We start from the raw sequence: 18,390 nt of genomic DNA on the forward strand, positions 1-18,390 counted from the left end.
AAATCGCACTGCGCAACCAGAACGCGAAAACCGGAGGCTAAAATGCTCACCAAAAAACAGCATGAGCTCCTGATTTTTATCAATAACCGGCTTTCGGAAACCGGTGTTTCGCCCTCGTTTGACGAGATGAAAGAAGCGCTGGATCTCAGATCGAAATCCGGTATCCACCGTCTGATCACGGCGCTTGAAGAGCGCGGGTTTATTCGCCGTCTGCCTCACCGCGCAAGAGCCCTTGAAGTTCTAAAGATGCCCGATGGCGCCAAGGTCGATGCGACGCCGAGCCCTGAGCAGCGCGGATTTAAGCCGGCTGTGGTCAATGCAGACTTCAATCGCGGGAGGGCGGGGCGGGAACCGTCGCGATCTGCACCGCATGAAGGCGTCGTTGACCTGCCGGTTCTAGGACGAATTGCTGCTGGCACGCCGATCGAGGCGATCCAGCACGAGGTTGATCGGTTTTCAGCCCCAGAGGCGTTTATCGGCAAGGGCGATCATTACATCCTTGAAGTGCAAGGGGAGTCGATGATTGATGCCGGCATTCAGGATGGCGACTTTGTCGTCATCAAACGATGCGAGAGTGCGGAAAACGGCTCGATTGTCGTCGCGCTCGTGGATGATGAAGAAGCAACACTGAAACGCCTGCGCAAGAAAGGCGCGTCCATTGCCCTGGAAGCCGCCAATCCAGCCTTCGAGACCCGCATTTACGGCCCCGACCGCGTCAGTGTGCAGGGCAAGCTGGTTGGCCTGATGCGCCGGTATCACTAGCCGCCGCCCGTCCATGGGCGATCGCCGCGTACGGAGGCAGATGACTTTACGATTATCGCGCCGTCGCCTTTGACCCTTACTGAATGCGCGCCGCGGCGCCAGGCCGAGCGTCTGTCGATGAAAACCGCTTCGCAATCGCGCCAATCGTTTGAACTGACGGGGAAAAACGCCACAACGAGATCAGCACGGACGCAGTCTTCTGCCAGCGTTGACCTGTCGGTTACGAACGCAGCTGTCGCTGATCCCTCCCCGCCAATTTCGGCAATACAGCCACCTTCATCGCATGCATAAATACTCTGCATAGATATTGGTTTAGTCGTTAATGGATCAAACCCAACTGACTCTTCCCAGATTGATGCGGCAAACTTTTCTCGGCGGGTATTGTATACAGCTATAGTTTCGCCGTCAGACCAATTTCTTAAAACAACTCCCGCATTTAATCCTGTTGCGGATACAAAAAGGTCTGGATGACGGGTTTTGCTGACCATCAACATGGCGAGAGGTATGGCGGCAATCCCTGCCAGCCGCCATGGCGCGCGCGATAAGCACAGCCACAGACCGCCCACTGTCAATGCAAGCATCGCAGCCAGAGGCCACTGCGCGGTGAGAGAAACAGCGCCGGGCCATGACGCCACTTTTCCGGCAATCAGCAAGACTAAATCCATGCCCGACGCCGCAAACCGCCAGGCCCAGCCATCCCAGCCGAACGGAGATAACAGCAGTGCCAGAATCGCCGCTGGGACGATCCAGAACCCCATCAACGGCATAGCGGCTACATTCGCCGGAAGCGAATAAATCGCAACACGATTGAAGTGATAAAGCGCGTATGGCGCCGTAGCGAGCGCGGCAATTGTGTCTGTGGCGGCCAGCCCTACGACATAGCGTTTTGTCTTGGCCAACGCATTGAAGTTTCGGTCTGGGCTGGCGCGTCTTCCAAACCATTCATAGCCAGCGATCAGCGCCGTCACAGCAGCAAAAGACATCTGAAACCCGGGATGGAACAACGCCTCCGGCGTCGTCAGTAAAATGACAATCGCTGCTATCGCTACATTTCGTAGCGACAGTGCGCGGCGATCGACTAGTATCGCGGCGAACATGATCGCCGCCATAATGAATGCGCGCCGCGCAGACCATCCGCCTCCGGATAAAATCAGGTAGAAAAAACCGGAGGCCAGCGCCGCGATGGCAGCCCATTTCTTGATCGGGTACCTCAACGCGAGCGTTTCAGAGGCAGCCAGCCCAAAACGAACAGCAAAAAATATCAACCCGGTCGCCATACCCATATGCAGGCCCGAAATCGCAAGCAAGTGCGCAAGCCCAGTATCCCTTAACGCGTTCTCTGCACTTTCAGATATAGCGTCCCTTTTGCCGGTAACGATCGCCGCAAGGATAGCGCCGCCTTCGCTCGGCGCGGCTGTCGTAATGCGTTTGAACAGGTTGAATCTCATGGTCTCAACAGAACCCATGAATTTTTGACCGGCTGTTTTGCCTGATGTCTCTATGACTTCCGGCGCAGTAACAGCGAAACCAACTGCGCCAATCCGCTGAAAATAAAGCTGTCTTGCATAGTCGAACGCGCCTGGGGCGACTGGCGGCGGCGGTGGGGACAGTCCGGCGCGAATGGAAATCACGTCGCCTGGTGCTGCGTCAAATCCTTCTCCGCGCCAGGTAATGCGCGCCCGCGCCGGAGTATCCTCGGGTGCAAGCCCTGCGATTGAATGGAGAGCAATCACATAACGGCGACGCGCCTCACTTTCTTCAACGGATACCAGCCGACCGGTTGCTTCGACGATTCCGATATCTCGCCAAAGCTGCGGGGCCGCGACCTGATACGTCCGACAGTCAGCAGCGACAAACCCAAGGGCGGCAAGCGCAAAAGCGGACGCGATGAGCCGCAACCGTGCTATCCGAAAAGCGATTAATAGAGAGACGAATAGGAATGTTACCCCAACTTGCCAACCAGGTTCAGACTTCAGACTGAAGTAAAGACCGACCCCCAGGGCAATAGCGACTGGCGACCAGAGGGTTATACGAGACAGGTCAGCCTTGGCCCAAACCGCCGCGTTTTTGCCAATGAGAAATAAGGCCCGCCTTAAGGATGGCGCGCTCCGCATCCTGCTTTTAGAGGGATAATCCGCTATTTCGCCGAAAGTTTCAGCGGTCATGATCTAGTTCTGGATCAGGCATAGGCCCCGGGAAAGTCTCGTGCTATCCCGCCCGCCGCGAGAACCACACACCTCATGCAACTGAAAAAAGAGCCATTTCGCAAGTCATGTCCCAAGATTTCCGATCAGCCGCCCCTGTTGTTACGCGCTTTGCACCCTCTCCCACCGGGTATCTCCATATTGGTGGCGCCCGCACGGCGCTGTTTAATTGGCTTTATGCACGCGGGCGCGGGGGAAAATTTCTCCTGCGCATAGAAGATACCGACCGGGCGCGGCATACTGAGGAAGCTGTGGCAGCCATCATCGACGGGCTGAAATGGTTGGGTCTCGATTGGGACGGCGATCCGGTCTCGCAATATTCTCGCCGGGACCGGCATGCAGAGATTGCTGAAAAGCTACTCCAATCAGGGCGTGCCTACCGGTGTTACCTGACGCCTGATGAACTTTCCGGAGCACGCGATCGAGCGAAGGCTAAAGGCGTGAGGTTTGAGAGCCCATGGCGCGAGGCGGATACTGACGACGCACCTGCTGACAAAACCTATGCCATCAGATTTAAAGCGCCACGCGACGGCGAAACAGTAATCGAAGATGCTATTCAGGGGCGTGTAGCTTTTCCCAATTCCGCGCTTGATGATTTGATCATATTGCGAAGCGATGGCGGACCTACTTACAACTTGGCTGTTGTCGTTGATGATTATGACATGGGCGTTACGCATGTGATCCGCGGTGATGATCATCTCAATAACGCTGCTCGTCAGCAACAAATTTACGAAGCCCTTGATTGGAGCACGCCAGTCTTTGGTCATGTGCCCCTAATCCACGGTCAGGACGGGGCAAAACTCTCAAAACGGCATGGAGCCCTTGGCGTCGAGGCCTATCGCGATCAGGGCTATTTGCCAGAAGGGCTTGCGAACTACCTGCTTCGCCTCGGATGGGCGCATGGGGATGAAGAGATAATTCCTTTCACGCGCGCCAAGGAAACATTTGATTTATCAGGTGTCAACAAGGCGCCGGCCAGACTTGATATCGATAAACTAAACCACGTGAACAGCCATTACATAGCAGAACTATCCGACGATAATTTCGTCAAAGGCGCCACTCCTTTTCTATCCGGCGCCGGCGTCACTCTTGATACAGATAATTTTGAGCGGCTAACGCGATCGGCTTCATTTTTGAAATCGCGCTGCGCTAACCTTGCTGAAGTGGCGGGTGTCTCAGAATATCTGTTCCTACAGCGGCCGCTCCAGATTGAGGGAAAGGCGGCAAAGCCGCTCCGCAAGGAAGGCGCAGTAGAAATCCTCGCTTCGCTAATTGAGGTTCTCCAAGAGGAAGCCGTCTGGTCCTCAGCCGAAAAGCTGGATGAGACGCTGAAAGCACTGGTCGAGACGAAAAATATTGGCTTTGGCGCGCTCGGCCAGCCGGCCCGGGCGGCGCTGACGGCAGGGCGGCCTTCGCCAGGGCTCGGCGAGGTGCTATACGGCCTCGGACGCGAGGAAGCGCTAGCGCGGCTGGCAGATCAGACCGCTTGACCTCGGGACTGGCGTCTCTGAGGTAAACTGGCTAGTGTGCGCCGCAACATTCCATGACGCGCTGCGGTAAAGAAAAGGTTTGAGAAATGAAAAGCGATTTAAATCAAACAGATGTGGCGACGTTCGAGGTTGGCGGGAAAACCGCTGAGATGCCAGTTTTCAAAGCTACGCATGGGCCAGACGTCGTCGATATAAGAACCCTTTACAAGCAAACCGGCGCTTTCACTTTCGATCCCGGATACACGTCCACCGCAAGTTGCGAATCCAAGATCACCTATATCGATGGCGATGAAGGCGTACTTCTCTATCGCGGCTATCCCATAGACCAGTTGGCGGAGCATTCGAATTTCATCGAAGTCGCTTATCTCTTGCTGAACGGCGAACTTCCAACCAAGGACGAAAAGACGCGCTTTGATCATTCGATCACCATGCACACCATGGTGCACGAGCAGCTCAAGAATTTTTACAACGGTTTCCGCCGTGATGCACACCCCATGGCGATCATGGTCGGCGTTGTTGGCGCACTCTCAGCCTTTTATCACGACTCAACAGACATCACCGATCCTAAACAGCGCCTTGTCGCCAGCCATCGGATGATCGCAAAAATGCCGACCATTGCGGCCATGGCTTACAAGTATTCAATTGGTCAGGCGTTCGTGTTCCCGCGTAATGATCTAGACTACACATCGAATTTCATGCGCATGTGCTTCGCGGTCCAGGCCGAGGAATTTGAAGTCAATCCAGTGCTATCAAGCGCCCTCGATAAGATCTTCATTTTACACATGGATCATGAGCAAAACGCCTCGACCTCAACGGTTCGGTTGGCTGGTTCTTCAGGGGCTAACCCTTTTGCTTGTATCGCCGCCGGTATTGCCTCGCTCTGGGGGCCAGCTCATGGAGGCGCGAATGAAGCCGCGCTAAACATGCTGGAAGAAATTGGCGATGTCGAACGCATCCCAGAGTTCATTAAACGCGCCAAGGACAAGAACGATCCGTTCAGGCTTATGGGCTTTGGCCACCGGGTTTACAAAAATTATGACCCGCGCGCAAAAGTCATGCGCAAAGCCTGCCATGAAGTGCTGGATGCGCTTGGTGTCCGCAACGAGCCGCTTTTGCAGGTCGCCATGGAATTGGAGCGGATCGCGCTTGAAGACGAATATTTCGTTGAGAAAAAACTATATCCCAATATTGACTTTTATTCTGGCATTACGCTGCGCGCATTGGGTTTCCCCACGGACATGTTCACCGTTCTTTTTGCATTGGCGCGTACTGTCGGATGGATCGCGCAATGGTCTGAGATGATCGAGGATCCAAATCAGAAAATCGGCCGCCCGCGCCAAATTTACACCGGCGCGCCTGCCCGCAACTACACGGCTATCGACCAGCGCTGAAACCGGCGTTATGGGATAGACATGGTCTGGCTTGCCGCACACATCTGGTTTTTGTTGTTCATTGCCTTCGGCATTGGCCTGGGAACCGGCTGGTGGATTTGGGGAGCCAGAAGCGAACAGCCTTCCCAGCCCCAAAACAGCGATACGCCTATGGGCACGCTCGATATTGATTACGACCCTGCCGAGGAACAACGAAAGACATGATCCCACGCTATACCCGGCCCGATATGGCCGCCATCTGGTCAGACGCATCGAAATACAGAATCTGGTTTGAGATTGAAGCCCACGCCGCCGATAGGGTCGCCGAGCTTGGCGTCATCCCAAAAGAAGCCGCTCAGAAAATTTGGGAGAAGGCGCGTGACGCCGAGTTTGACGTGGCGCGCATCGATGAGATCGAGCGCGAGGTCAAACACGATGTCATCGCCTTCCTTACGCATCTTGCTGAAATCGTCGGTGATGAAGCGCGGTTTGTACACCAGGGCATGACCTCGTCAGACGTACTGGACACGTGTTTATCAGTACAGCTAACACGCGCCGCTGATCTATTGTTAGACGGTATGGACCGTGTTCTCGCCGCACTCAAAACCCGGGCGCTTGAGCACAAAAACACCGTTTGCGTAGGGCGCAGCCATGGCATCCACGCCGAACCGACGACTTTTGGACTAAAGCTCGCTGGATTTTACGCTGAGTTTGAACGCGGCAAACGCCGTTTGGAAACAGCGCGGGAAGAAGTCGCCGTCTGCGCCATTTCCGGCGCGGTTGGCACTTTCGCAAACATTGACCCATCCGTTGAAGCGCATGTGGCGGATAAAATGGGCCTCAAAATCGAACCCGTTTCCACACAGGTTATTCCGCGCGATCGCCACGCCGCTTATTTTTCTGCACTTGCAGTGATTTCTTCTTCTGTAGAGCGCATTGCGACGGAAATTCGCCACCTTCAGCGTACAGAAGTGCTTGAGGCGGAAGAATATTTTTCAAAGGGGCAAAAAGGCTCATCCGCCATGCCCCATAAACGTAATCCAATTCTAACTGAAAACCTCACAGGCCTTGCGCGGCTGGTAAGGATGTGTGCCGCGCCGGCGCTGGAGAACGTCGCGCTCTGGCACGAACGTGATATTTCGCACTCGTCCGTTGAACGCGGCATTGGTCCAGATGCGACCGTGCATCTCGATTTCGCGCTTCATCGCTTGGCTGGCGTTATCGAGAAACTAGTCGTTTATCCTGAACGCATGCAGGAAAACATGGACCGGCTCGGCGGCCTTATCTTTTCCCAGCGGGTTCTCCTTGCTCTCACCCAGGCGGGCGCTTCCCGCGAGGAGGCCTATAGCCTCGTTCAGAGAAATGCGATGCCGGCATGGCGCGGCGAAGGCGCGTTTCTGGACAACCTAAAAGGCGATCAGGAAGTTACAGTAAAACTATCAGCCAACGAACTCGAGCACCTTTTCGATCTGAACTATCATACCAAGAACGTGGATGTGATTTTCAGCCGGGTCTTTGGCTGAGCTCATACCTGCCCGCGATGTTTGGGCGCGTTGATAGTCGCGTCCATTGTTCCCATAAGCACTATATGTCCAATGCTAGCGAAACTTATGGTGAAGCAGCGCCTGAGAAACCATGGTTAACGGCGATGGTTAGAGGCGCTCGCGGCAAATGTCCGAGATGTGGCGAAGGCAGCTTATATTCAAGCTATGTCAAAACCGCGCCCCAGTGCGCTGAATGCGGGCTCGATTTATCGGGGCACCGGGCGGACGACGCCCCGCCCTATATCACCACCTTTTTAGTGGGTCACATCACCATACCGCTCGCCCTCGCCTCCAAACAGCTTTTTGACCCGCCTTTGTGGATGCAGTTCGCGGTCTGGCTTCCCATAATGGCGGTCAGTGCCTGGGCGATATTGCCAGCATCAAAAGGCGCCCTCATAGGCCTTCAGTGGGTGAACAAGATGCACGGCTTTGCCGGCCCGGACGCTGACCCGGCTGCGGACGCCTGAATTTTATTCTATTGTGCTTGACACCTAGGCGACCGCGAGTATGTTCCGCGCTCATTTTGCGTATTGCGGGCCCAACAGGAGCGACCCATGGCCAAGCCGACAACCGTTAAAATCCGGCTCAATTCAACCGCCGGCACGGGCTTCTTCTATGTAACGAAGAAGAATACCCGCACGATGACGGAAAAGCTGGTGCTCAAGAAATACGATCCAGTCGCTCGCAAGCACGTTGAATTTAAAGAAGGCAAAATCAAGTAAGCTGGTAGCCCGGCCTTGATCTGACAAAGCCGCCTTTATGGCGGCTTTCTTGTTTATAAAATTCTTTGATTAAGCCGCGCTGTTAATAACCCGGTTCCGGCCGCCGGTTTTGGCCTCGTAGAGCGCCTCATCCGCACGTTTGATCAGCTTCTGCGCGCTGTCGTCTTCAAGTCCGTGCTCAGTCGACGCCAGGCCGATGCTTACCGTTACGCCAAGTTCATCACGACCGTTGTTCAGCGTAAACTTGTCTTCTGCGATTTCGGCGCGCAGGCGTTCTGCTACGACTGACGCGAACGCCAGGTCTGTATCCGGCATAGCAATCAGGAATTCTTCGCCGCCATAACGGCACGCCAAATCGATTCCCCGAATGGAATTGGCGATCCGGTCGGCGAATTCTTTCAACACACGATCCCCCACATCGTGACCATGCGTATCGTTTATGACTTTGAAGTGATCAATATCGAGGACCATGATCGCCAGTGGACGCCCAGTCCAAAACGCACGATCAAACATCGCAGATAAATGACTCGCTAGATAACGACGGTTGTAAAGACCGGTGAGCTGGTCGGTAACCGCCATCTCGAGACTTACCTGGAACGACGAACGCAACTGATCAACATAGCGCTTGCGGCGCAGTTGCGTCATGACCCGCGCCGTTAATTCGTTTTTATCAACCGGTCGGGTTACATAGTCATTCACCCCGATATCCAGCGCTCGAACCAGCTTTCTCGTATCCCCGTGACGAACTACAGCCAGCAAAGGTGTCAATCGGGTCTCTTCAAACGACCTGATCGAAGAGCAAAGACGTAGCGGGTCCATAGCCTCAAGCGACATGTTTACAAGAATGAGGTCAAAGTCGCCGGAACGCGCTCGTCCGAGCGCGACTTCCGGGTCTGTTTCGTGGACTATTTGCTGTGCATCCTCGCCAATCGCAGCCTTAAGACGCGATGCCTGATCTTCATTGTCATCTATAATGAAAATACGTTTTTCTGTCGGATTTACTTCCGTATCAAGCTTGCCGACAACACCGAGATCTTTTCCTGTTGCGTACCGGGCGCGCAGCTCATCCGTCATCATCTTCAGACGCGTCAGAGATCTCACGCGCGCAAACAGCGCCAAATCTTCAACGGGCTTGGTCAAAAAGTCATCAGCGCCGGCCTCAAGTCCGGCAACGCGGTCGGCCTGTTGATCAAGCGCTGTCACCATCACCACCGGAATATGCATGGTGTCAGGATCGCTTTTCAGTTGGCGGCACGTTTCAAACCCGTCCATCCCAGGCATCATGACGTCCAGCAAGACGATGTCCGGCTTCTCGTTTTTTGCGAGTTCGATCGCTTCCTGACCGGAATACGCCCCAATCACGTCAAAGTATTCCGCCCGCAGCTTGGCTTCGAGCAGTTTGACGTTGGGTTCGAGATCATCGACGACTAGTACGCGCGCCGTCATGCAGCCCCCACTGGGTTAGAACTTATCCATTAATGGACAAGCCTAATCCAAATACCTTTTCACTTTCTCAATAAACGAAACAACGGAGATTGGTTTTGCGATGTAATCTTCACATCCGCCTTTCCTGATCCGTTCCTCGTCCCCCTTCATGGCGAACGCCGTTACAGCGATCACCGGAATATCAGCGAGTTCCTGGTCACTCTTGATCTTTTGCGTTACCTCAAGCCCTGACACTTCTGGCAATTGAATATCCATCAGGATCAAGTCCGGCCGGGATTCATTCAGCGCCTCTAACGCTTCCGGACCAGTACGCGCTTCCAGGGTCTCATACCCATGCGCTTCCAGCAGATCGCGGAAGAGTTTCATATTCAGCTCGTTGTCTTCAACGATCAGCACCGTCTTCGGGAGCGTTGAATAATCGAGCTTTTCCATGGCTGACATAATACGCCTTTGCCGTCATATCTCTCATAGGGCGCGAATCAGCGCCTTGGAAAGCAAGCTTTGCGCAAAAGGTCTTAATCGAATGTTTATCCTGACCGCGCGAATGGCAATTTTTCGAGTTATGTTAAGGCGGTAACGATTTGTTAAATGTTTGACTCGGCCGTCCATAAAGGCTTTTGCCGCTCCTGTTATACGCCTCAAACCGGCGCAAACGCTCGCTGTCAGGCCTGCGGGAACGGCCGAATCATCTCCCATCCTGAAATCTTCGATCTCGCCATCGCGCATCTTGATTGTGACGCTTTTTATGCCGCCATTGAGAAACGCGACGACCCAAGCCTCACGGACAAGCCTGTTATTATCGGCGGCGGCGTGCGCGGAGTCGTATCGACGGCGTGCTATGTGGCCCGGACATACGGGGTGCATTCGGCAATGCCCATGTTCAAAGCCAGAGAGGCATGCCCGGAGGCCATAATAATTAAACCCAACATGCAGAAATACGCTGACGCCGGACGCGCGGTCAGGAAGATGATGCTTGACCTGACGCCGATGGTGGAGCCGTTATCAATTGATGAAGCGTTCATGGACCTGTCCGGTACCGCGCGCGTCCATGGAAGCCCTCCTTCAATCACTTTAGCGAAACTGCAAATGCGGGTGAAAGAGGAACTCGGCGTCACCGCCTCTATCGGACTTTCGCATAACAAGTTTCTCGCCAAGATGGCTTCAGACCTCGACAAACCCCAAGGCTTCTCAATCATTGGCAAAGCTGAGACGCTGGAGTTCCTCGCCCGTCAGCCGGTGACAATGATCTGGGGCGTGGGAAAAGCCATGGCCCGAAAGCTTCACGAAGATGGCCTGATTACCATTGGCCAATTGCAAAAGATGGACGTAGCAACGCTCGGCAAACGATACGGCGAGATGGGGCTGCGCCTTGCCCGTCTGTCGCAAGGCCAGGATGTGCGGCGAGTCAAACCGGACCGCGAAACCAAAAGCGTTTCATCCGAAACGACGTTCAACTCAGACATCAAGGACGTCAAATGGCTTGAAGACGTTTTGTGGGAGCTTTGTGAGAAAGTCTCCGCACGGATGAAGGCTTCAGGTTTTGAGGGACGCACTATCACCCTAAAGCTCAAAACATCTGATTTCAAATCGATCACACGCTCTCATACGTTAGATATGCCGTCAAACCTCGCGCGAACGGCCTTTGCCGCAGCAAAACCGATACTTCATACAGCGGCTCAAGGAAAAGCGTACAGACTAATCGGCGTTGGTTTTTCGGGCCTTGTCACCGCCGCCGAAGAGCGGCCGGCTGATCTTTTTGGCGCGCCTGACGAACGTATCGCCAATCAGGAAAAAGCCATCGACGCTATCCGCGAAAAATTTGGCCGCGACGCCGTTAAAGCCGGGCGTAGTCTCAAGAAAAACTAAAATGGCCGGGAGAACTTTCACTCCCGGCCATCGTGTTTTTAACTAGAATTGTTATGGCTACTTCGTTTTGCCTTTTGCATCCAGAAGATAGAACGACTGGTTTGAAAAACCTATACGCGTGCAGTTAAATCCACCAGCGCCGTCATCGACAAAGTTGAATGTAACAAAGCTTGCATCTGCGCTCGCCCGTATCGTGTCAAGCAACTCTGAATTCTGGGAAAAGCAGGTTACCTGTTCGCCGTCAGGGTCCGCTGCCTGACAGAAACCGAAATCAAACGTCTCCGTCGGGCTCGTCTCTAAACTGCGAATACCGCAGCCGACGAATACCGTATCGTCTTTATCGTTCCGCGCAGTGATCATATCTCCAACAGCAAACCCGCCGGCCATGTCAACATCAACGACTTGTGGCTGGTATAGTCCCGCAACAGCCGCTGAAGCTAAGAAAGTCGCGCCTGCCCCGATGAAAATAGCCTTTTTGAATTTGGTCATCTTACCTCTCTCCGTATGGTTGGTACGCTACTGATTACTAAAGTTGTCCTTTAAGCGATCCGTCACTTAACGCCTTGCTATAGCGCGACAGCGCCATGGCGCGCTCCCTAGGCGGCAGACCGGCAATTTTTTTCTCTATGCTGGCCATATCGCCTTGCGAAAGGGCGCCACTGCCAGCCATAAAAATACTCAGCTCTTGTTCAAACTCTTGATACAGACGATTGCGCTCGTCCTGCGGCATGTCGCGCGCGGGCGCAGTCGCCGCTGAAGCAGTTATGGTGTTCTTTTCCATGGCTGCAGTGACCGCGTCGATTTCCTCGCGCATGATCCAGCGGATTTCTTCCATCTCTTCCGCACTTAAGCCGGCGCCAGATGGCGAACCGGACATGCGTGGCTGTGTCATTTCCCGGGCGCCAGGCTGGCTTTCTTCTATCGCCGCCAGTGTTGTTTCGATCTGGTTTGTCTTCGCTTCAAGGCCGCCGAACCTCAGCGATAAAACGATAATCAAAACAGTCTGGAAGGCGACAGCGCCAATCAGCACCTTGTTCATAAACGCCCCACAATCAGGGTGCGGACAGCTAGGTAATAGCTTGTGGTTTGGCTTGTCAAATCAGTCCCCCATCGACGGGCGGCAGGATAAACTACGGCGCAGGAGTGTCAATCGGAACAGTGAAGGCCCGGCGTAACTTGCCCTCCACGCTTGTGCAGTTGCGAACATTGCGCGCACCCTGTTTTTATCGTTTCCGCGCGACCACAAATCGCGAACGCGACTTCTCTGAATAGTAACCGGTCTCGACCATTTCGAACCCGGCGCTGGTAATCTTGTTGTCCAGTTCCTCTGTTTTATAAAACGCCACATAGGGCGCGCGACCGAAAAGCTGCATCACCGGCAGCAGCAAACGAAAGAGCGGCGTCAGTTCGCCGAGGCACACCGTCTTCGAAATAAACAACCCGCCGGGTTTGATGAGCCCGTGAATGGCGGCGAGCGCGCCGTCAACATCCTCAATCAGGTGCAACAGGTTAAACGCCATCACCGCGTCGAACTGTTCGGGCGCGAAGGGATGATCGTCCATCGCCGCCGTTAAAAAATCGGCGTTTTCAGCGCCTTCGGCCCCGGCCTTTTCCTTGGCGATGGCTATCATCTCACCGGAAATATCAGTGGCGGTGAAAAACTTCACCGCGCCGCGCAGTTTCAGCGCGGTCGTGCCGGTGCCGCAGCCGATTTCCAGCACCTCCATCTCGCGCGAGAGATGGGCGCGCACCCGCTCCAGCGTCGCCTCATAGGACGCCATGTCCTTGATGGGGCTCTTGGCGTATTTCGCGGCGCTCTTGTCCCAGAATTTTGCCGGCGCGACCATGCCTCTCTCCCGTTCCCTTTGCTTTACCCGCCGCCGTTGAACCCGCTTTCGGCGCCGCCCGCAACCCGTGCTAGAGTGGCGGCGATGAACCGTTTCGCCGTCGCTCTTATTTTGCTCGTCCTCGCCGCCTGCGCGCGCGAGGAGATGGCGGTTCCGCCGGCGCCCAGCCTGAAGCCCCAATGCGGCGTTGCGTCGTACTATCACCGCTCCCTCGCCGGAAACCCGACGGCCAATGGCGAAACCTATGACCCGAAGGCGATGACGGCGGCGCATAAGCGCCTCGACTTCGACACGATCGTGCGCGTGCGTCGGCGCGACACGGGCCGCACAGTCACCGTACGGATCAACGACCGCGGCCCGTTTGTCCGTGGCCGCATCATTGACCTCTCCCCCGCTGCGGCGCGCAAGCTCGGCATCTTTGGCGAGGACGGCGTCGCGGAGGTCTGCATCAAGCGGCGGCCTAGCCCGGCCTGAGGCTAACCGCCCCGCCTCAGGCAGAAAAGTTGTACGCCGCCGTCTGCCGCCGTTTCTGTTCCACCCCCCGCCGCGTAAGGCCTAGCGCCGATTGTTGTACAATTTTGGGGGATTATTCCTGTACAACTTTTGCTTTCTTTCGCGTTGCGGGCAGCATGGCGTCCGGTGTGACGCGTCCGGCGCGGCGCACGTGCGGGCGCGTTTCTGATCCAGCCGCCACTATAAGGGCGCCGGGAAAGGCGGGGATGAAATTTAATGTATTAAATTTCGTCCCCCGGCGCCCGTTTGGGGTTATACTGCCCCCGCCCCCGGAAACCGCCGGGGCGGCGCCCAACTAGGGGAGAGAGACCCATGAAACCCATCCGTATAGCAACAACCGTCTTCGCCGCGAGCCTTGCCGCCATAAGCGCGGCGAACGCGGAGATTGACGCCGGCGCCATTTTCAAACTGTCCGCCGCGAATGTCGACGCCGGCGCCTCCGCCCAATATAACGGCGACGGCGTTGTCGACGGCGTCGACTTTAACGACATCACATGGAGCGGCGGTCACGGCGGCGGCACGGTGTCGATCGTGCTGGAGCCCGGTTACACACCCGACCTCGATATCTGGTTCCGCGTGTCAAAGGCGGGCGGGCGAACCGGCGGCGATGACCTCCTCATCTACAATAATGGCGACGGTTCCGATTTTCTTGAGATCAATTGCACCAATGCGCGGGTGACGAGCTACGGCGCCTCAAGCCGCAAGGGCGGCAAGGTCACGTTGCGCTGCGGGCGGCTGAACGTGCGCAAATAGCGGCCCCAGGGGCACGCAATAACCAGTTCGCGCGCAATAAAGTGACTTGCGCTTTGGCGAACTGAGGCGCAGATTCGCGCGCAAGACGGCCCTGGATCAAAAAAAGCCTTTGTACCGGACCCGCGTTGGCGGCTGTCATGTCACGCCGGACACACAAGGGGCCAACCATGTTCACTATCCGTATGCTGTTTATTACCGTCGCCAGTATTGCCGCCGGCGCCATGACCGCCAGCGCGTTTCAGGCGGCGGAAGCGCCAGAGGAAACCCCTGAAGAAACCGCCGAGCAGGTTACGGCGCGCGCTCTCTGCACCGAAACCGCAGAACACGGCGCCTACCCCGAATGGATGCTGAACGAGGGCAAAACCTGCGAGAACTCCTTTGACGAGACCTGCACCGTCACCCGCAAATCCGACAAGCTGCAGGTCGCCTATGCCTGTTACGCACCTCTGCCGCAGCTGGAGGATGCGGAAGTGGATGGGGAGTAGTTAAACGGTACTCTCACCTATCCGCCTTTCGACCCTCCACGGCTTTTGACCGCGGCGTCTATATGACAATCTGAAAGATGGACCCCATGCGTAAAGCGTGGGGAGCCGCCAGTGGAGAGATCATGTCACCACGCCGTCATGCCGGACTTGGTTGGAAGCATGCTTCCAACGGATCCTTCCGTATCCGTCATCCCGGGCTTGACCCGGGATCCATTTATCCTTGAATTAAACAGGATTGCGGCTCGGAGGCCGCAATGACGTGTTGAGAGATTGACCGATACCCGCTCATCCCGGCGAAAGCCGGAATCCAGCGAAGCAATTGCACCAGAGCGAACGACTATTCCGCCTCAAGCCGCAAAGGCGACACGGTGACGTTCAGTTGCGGAAAGCTGGTGGTAAGATAAGTGCTTCTCTTCTCCTTTAAGGTTTCTGCGGTCTATTTGCTTGCGAATCTGGGACACGTGAGCATCAAATAGCTAATGAAATTCCGAGAAAGGTTTGTCATTGTCTCCTCACATACAACAACACATAATTTTATTTTGATGTTATCAAAATAAACTATTCTGAAGCCAATTTTCCTGTTGGCTGTAATAACCACCAGAAGCATCAAGAAACTTCATTGGTTCACAAAGTTCTGGTTTCAACAAACCTCTATTATTCAACGAAATAGCTAAAGCTAATGATTTAGCTTGGCAATTGATGGATTTCTGAGGATTAAAAGCAATATCACTGAAGCCAACAAATTTTTCAGCCAAATCCAGTAATTCTAAGTTCTGCAATAGAGCGTTGATGTATAGCCAGTCATAAAAGAAAGTTTTTGGTTCTAACGGAAAGTGAATATTGAAAAACTCAAAACCTACTAATCCACCGAAATCTGAGGACGTGATAAATTTCTTTGCATCTCTTGGCGAAGAAAAATACAACTCCTTATGAGGACCAGCACGGTGGAAAACTTTACTGCCCTGAAAAGCTGACTCGACAGAAAATTCTTTCTGATACTTCTTTGTAGTGAATTTCAAATTGAAAGCACTTAGATCAGCCCCTAGGGATTCGTTTGAATTCGTCGACACCTCCAACAATGGAGCCCAACCCATATCTTTTGCGGCTTTATGCAATGAAGTAATGCTTCTTTGCTTTTGGATTTTAGCAAACCCTGGATACCAGTCGAATTCTAAGATTCGAACTGTGATGCCAACTTCGCCTTTCAAATTTGGAATAAAAATGGGCCTCTTTGCCATGCATCACCAGTGTGAATAATCTAACCGTGGCCAAAATAGATCGCTAATTTTTTGGATTTTGAACATCGGAAATCGCGGAGTTAATTGATCAACAAGCTTCTTCTCGTTACACGCAACAGCAAATATTTCAGATGTTTCTATAGTGTCAAAGACTAAAACTTCTGCTTGTGGGTTTGTTGGCCAAACTTTCTTGATACCCATTTTTTCCCGCGTAGGGCCACCATCCCGCTCATTGTACAATGCATTAAGAGCGGCGGCAGTTTTTCGCTCATCAATTGGTAAATGCCTTACGTTATTGCTCGCTGCGTTTTCGACACAAAAAGCACAATCCTTTGTCCACAAGATACGAGCTTTTATTCCCAACACTATCCATTGCGTGTCCTTATGATTTTCTCTGCACTTATAAAACATTTTATAATTAGGAAATTGTAGCGAGCAACAAATGGCACCACACTGTTTATCAAGCCGATATTGATCATTAAAAGTCGGCTTATCTCGATGGGACAATAAACGTGAACGTGGTAACAATCCATTTCGGGCAATAGAATCGAGATTTTCCGCTCTAGTGAAATGAACGAGATAAGTGATCCCTATTTGTTCCGCTGCAATTTTAATATCTTCCCGAATCGGCATCTTTATTTCTCCGATAATCGATATTTACTTTATCACCTCCTTTGTTACGTGGTTTTTAATTACAAAATACTAAACATGCATCACCCTACCATAAGCATCAAGTACAGATTCATGCATCATTTCGGACAACGTCGGGTGGGGGAAGATCGCGTGCATGAGGTCTTCCTCGACCGCTTCCATGGAACGGGCGAGGCCGAAGCCCTGAATAAGCTCGGTGACTTCCGCGCCGATCATATGGGCGCCTAACAGCTCACCCGTCTTTTCGTCAAAGATGGTTTTGACCATGCCTTCAGGCTCGCCGAGCGCAATGGCCTTGCCGTTGCCGACGAACGGGAACCGCCCGACCTTGACCTTGTGGCCTTTTTCTTTCGCTTTTGCTTCGGTGAGGCCGACGGACGCCACTTGCGGGTGGGAATAGGTGCAGCCCGGAATGAGCGTCACATTCATGGGGTGGACGCCCTTTTGCCCGGCGATCTTCTCCACACAGATGATCCCCTCATGGCTAGCCTTGTGCGCAAGCCACGGCGCGCCGACCACGTCGCCGATGGCGTAGAGGCCCTTGACGCCCGTTTCCAGCCATTCATTGACCTCAACATGGCCGCGGTCGATTTTAACGCCCAGCGCTTCCAGCCCCAAATTCTCCGTATTCCCCGTAATGCCGATGGCGAGAACGACGCGATCCGCCTCCACTTCTTGCGTCTTGCCGTCTTTGGTTTTGACGGTCGCTTTCACAGCGTCCGAACCCTTATCGAGTTTTTCGACCGTGGCGCCGGTGAGGATTTTCATGCCCTGTTTCTTGAACTGCTTCTCGGCGAATTTCGAAATCTCTTCGTCCTCGGCCGGCAGGATGCGGTCGACCATTTCCACTACGGTCGTCTCGGCGCCGAGCGCGTTATAAAAGCTTGCGAACTCGATGCCGATGGCGCCGGAACCGATCACCAGCAGCTTTTTCGGCATCACGTCTGGGATCATCGCCTCTTTCGCGGTCCAGATGAACTTGCCGTCGGGTTCGAGCCCCGCTTGCGGTATGGTGCGCGCCCGCGCGCCGGTGGCGAGGATGACGTGCTTGGCCTTTACCTTATCCTCTCCCTTGTCGGTCTTTACTTTCACGACTGGCGCGTTAGCGCCTTTCTCCAGCTTCGCGACGCCCTTCACCACCTCGATCTTGTTCTTCTTCATGAGGAAGCCGACGCCCTTTTCCATCTGGGCCGAAACGCCGCGCGAGCGTTTGACGACCGCTTCGATGTCGAAAGAAACGCCCTCGGCTTTGAGGCCATAAGCGTCAGCGTGCTTCATCTGGTGGTAGACTTCGGCCGTGCGCAACAGCGCCTTGGTCGGGATGCAGCCCCAGTTGAGACAGACGCCGCCCAGCGCGTCACGTTCGATAATGACGGTCTTCATGCCCAGTTGCGCCGCGCGGATCGCCGCCACATAGCCCCCGGGACCAGATCCGATCACTGCGAGATCACACGTATGTTCCGTCATTAACGTCTCCAAATTCAAAGCGGCGGTGCTTT

At 54.3% G+C, this 18,390-nt stretch carries 20 protein-coding genes; 11 read left to right on the top strand and 9 right to left on the bottom strand.

All coding sequences use genetic code 11. The annotated features are described in order from the left end of the window. The first annotated feature begins 42 nt into the window (after positions 1 to 42). A complete protein-coding gene (lexA, locus tag PUV54_RS14160) occupies positions 43 to 762 on the top strand; it encodes a transcriptional repressor LexA (RefSeq protein ID WP_274492918.1) in 720 nt (239 codons plus the stop codon). Here the strand turns inward: lexA and PUV54_RS14165 are convergent. Further along, on the bottom strand, positions 759 to 2,927 hold the full coding sequence (locus tag PUV54_RS14165; RefSeq protein ID WP_274492919.1) for a ComEC/Rec2 family competence protein: 2,169 nt from the start codon (positions 2,925 to 2,927) through the stop codon (positions 759 to 761). The genes lexA and PUV54_RS14165 overlap by 4 nt on opposite strands. A gap of 107 nt (positions 2,928 to 3,034) precedes the next feature. Here PUV54_RS14165 and gltX point away from each other — a divergent pair, with 107 nt between their 5' ends. The 6 genes from gltX to rpmG all read left to right on the top strand — a co-directional run bounded on the left by gltX (position 3,035) and on the right by rpmG (position 8,092). Then, a complete protein-coding gene (gltX, locus tag PUV54_RS14170; protein WP_274492920.1) occupies positions 3,035 to 4,456 on the top strand; it encodes a glutamate--tRNA ligase in 1,422 nt (473 codons plus the stop codon). Between the two features lie 86 nt (positions 4,457 to 4,542). Next, the gene (gene gltA / locus PUV54_RS14175; protein ID WP_274492921.1) at positions 4,543 to 5,847 is read left to right on the top strand and encodes a citrate synthase; all 1,305 of its coding nucleotides are present in this window, start codon (positions 4,543 to 4,545) and stop codon (positions 5,845 to 5,847) included. 21 nt (positions 5,848 to 5,868) lie between these two features. Beyond that, positions 5,869 to 6,051: a hypothetical protein gene (locus PUV54_RS14180; protein ID WP_274492922.1), complete on the top strand. Its 183-nt coding sequence runs from the start codon at positions 5,869 to 5,871 to the stop codon at positions 6,049 to 6,051. After that, positions 6,048 to 7,349 carry an adenylosuccinate lyase gene (gene purB, locus PUV54_RS14185; RefSeq protein WP_274492923.1) on the top strand — a complete coding sequence of 434 codons (1,302 nt, stop codon included), beginning with the start codon at positions 6,048 to 6,050 and terminating at the stop codon, positions 7,347 to 7,349. The genes PUV54_RS14180 and purB overlap by 4 nt, the downstream gene beginning before the upstream one ends. Before the next feature lie 65 nt (positions 7,350 to 7,414). Then, positions 7,415 to 7,837 (top strand): DUF983 domain-containing protein, encoded by a 423-nt coding sequence (locus PUV54_RS14190; RefSeq protein ID WP_274492924.1) that lies wholly within the window; start codon positions 7,415 to 7,417, stop codon positions 7,835 to 7,837. 87 nt (positions 7,838 to 7,924) lie between these two features. Continuing rightward, entirely contained in the window at positions 7,925 to 8,092 is a 168-nt protein-coding gene (gene rpmG / locus PUV54_RS14195; RefSeq protein ID WP_274492925.1) for a 50S ribosomal protein L33, read from the top strand. Between the two features lie 69 nt (positions 8,093 to 8,161). On the opposite strand, the gene PUV54_RS14200 is transcribed toward rpmG, so the two are convergent. Both PUV54_RS14200 and PUV54_RS14205 read right to left on the bottom strand, forming a co-directional pair. Then, positions 8,162 to 9,538 (bottom strand): PleD family two-component system response regulator, encoded by a 1,377-nt coding sequence (locus PUV54_RS14200; RefSeq protein WP_274492926.1) that lies wholly within the window; start codon positions 9,536 to 9,538, stop codon positions 8,162 to 8,164. A gap of 42 nt (positions 9,539 to 9,580) precedes the next feature. Continuing rightward, positions 9,581 to 9,979 carry a response regulator gene (locus tag PUV54_RS14205; RefSeq protein WP_420797878.1) on the bottom strand — a complete coding sequence of 133 codons (399 nt, stop codon included), beginning with the start codon at positions 9,977 to 9,979 and terminating at the stop codon, positions 9,581 to 9,583. Between the two features lie 147 nt (positions 9,980 to 10,126). Here PUV54_RS14205 and PUV54_RS14210 point away from each other — a divergent pair, with 147 nt between their 5' ends. After that, on the top strand, positions 10,127 to 11,404 hold the full coding sequence (locus PUV54_RS14210) for a DNA polymerase IV (RefSeq protein ID WP_274492927.1): 1,278 nt from the start codon (positions 10,127 to 10,129) through the stop codon (positions 11,402 to 11,404). Positions 11,405 to 11,461: 57 nt separating this feature from the next. On the opposite strand, the gene PUV54_RS14215 is transcribed toward PUV54_RS14210, so the two are convergent. The 3 genes from PUV54_RS14215 to PUV54_RS14225 form a co-directional block, all read right to left on the bottom strand. Further along, a complete protein-coding gene (locus PUV54_RS14215) occupies positions 11,462 to 11,893 on the bottom strand; it encodes a hypothetical protein (protein WP_274492928.1) in 432 nt (143 codons plus the stop codon). 37 nt (positions 11,894 to 11,930) lie between these two features. Beyond that, entirely contained in the window at positions 11,931 to 12,443 is a 513-nt protein-coding gene (locus PUV54_RS14220) for a hypothetical protein (protein ID WP_274492929.1), read from the bottom strand. 184 nt (positions 12,444 to 12,627) lie between these two features. Further along, the gene (locus PUV54_RS14225) at positions 12,628 to 13,251 is read right to left on the bottom strand and encodes a class I SAM-dependent methyltransferase (protein ID WP_274492930.1); all 624 of its coding nucleotides are present in this window, start codon (positions 13,249 to 13,251) and stop codon (positions 12,628 to 12,630) included. Positions 13,252 to 13,335: 84 nt separating this feature from the next. Here PUV54_RS14225 and PUV54_RS14230 point away from each other — a divergent pair, with 84 nt between their 5' ends. The 3 genes from PUV54_RS14230 to PUV54_RS14240 all read left to right on the top strand — a co-directional run bounded on the left by PUV54_RS14230 (position 13,336) and on the right by PUV54_RS14240 (position 15,002). Further along, complete coding sequence (locus PUV54_RS14230; protein WP_274492931.1) at positions 13,336 to 13,725, top strand: septal ring lytic transglycosylase RlpA family protein; 390 nt, start codon at positions 13,336 to 13,338, stop codon at positions 13,723 to 13,725. A gap of 351 nt (positions 13,726 to 14,076) precedes the next feature. Continuing rightward, a complete protein-coding gene (locus tag PUV54_RS14235) occupies positions 14,077 to 14,517 on the top strand; it encodes a hypothetical protein (protein ID WP_274492932.1) in 441 nt (146 codons plus the stop codon). Between the two features lie 167 nt (positions 14,518 to 14,684). Further along, entirely contained in the window at positions 14,685 to 15,002 is a 318-nt protein-coding gene (locus PUV54_RS14240; protein WP_274492933.1) for a hypothetical protein, read from the top strand. A gap of 548 nt (positions 15,003 to 15,550) precedes the next feature. On the opposite strand, the gene PUV54_RS14245 is transcribed toward PUV54_RS14240, so the two are convergent. From PUV54_RS14245 to lpdA, 3 genes are all read right to left on the bottom strand, one after another. Beyond that, positions 15,551 to 16,240, bottom strand: coding sequence for a DarT1-associated NADAR antitoxin family protein (locus PUV54_RS14245; RefSeq protein ID WP_274492934.1), 690 nt, complete (start codon positions 16,238 to 16,240; stop codon positions 15,551 to 15,553). Positions 16,241 to 16,243: 3 nt separating this feature from the next. Then, a complete protein-coding gene (locus PUV54_RS14250; RefSeq protein WP_274492935.1) occupies positions 16,244 to 16,873 on the bottom strand; it encodes a DarT ssDNA thymidine ADP-ribosyltransferase family protein in 630 nt (209 codons plus the stop codon). 69 nt (positions 16,874 to 16,942) lie between these two features. After that, complete coding sequence (gene lpdA, locus PUV54_RS14255) at positions 16,943 to 18,358, bottom strand: dihydrolipoyl dehydrogenase (protein ID WP_274492936.1); 1,416 nt, start codon at positions 18,356 to 18,358, stop codon at positions 16,943 to 16,945. Positions 18,359 to 18,390: the final 32 nt, after the last annotated feature.

Source organism: Hyphococcus flavus (genome assembly GCF_028748065.1).
GTDB lineage: Bacteria > Pseudomonadota > Alphaproteobacteria > Caulobacterales > Parvularculaceae > Hyphococcus > Hyphococcus flavus.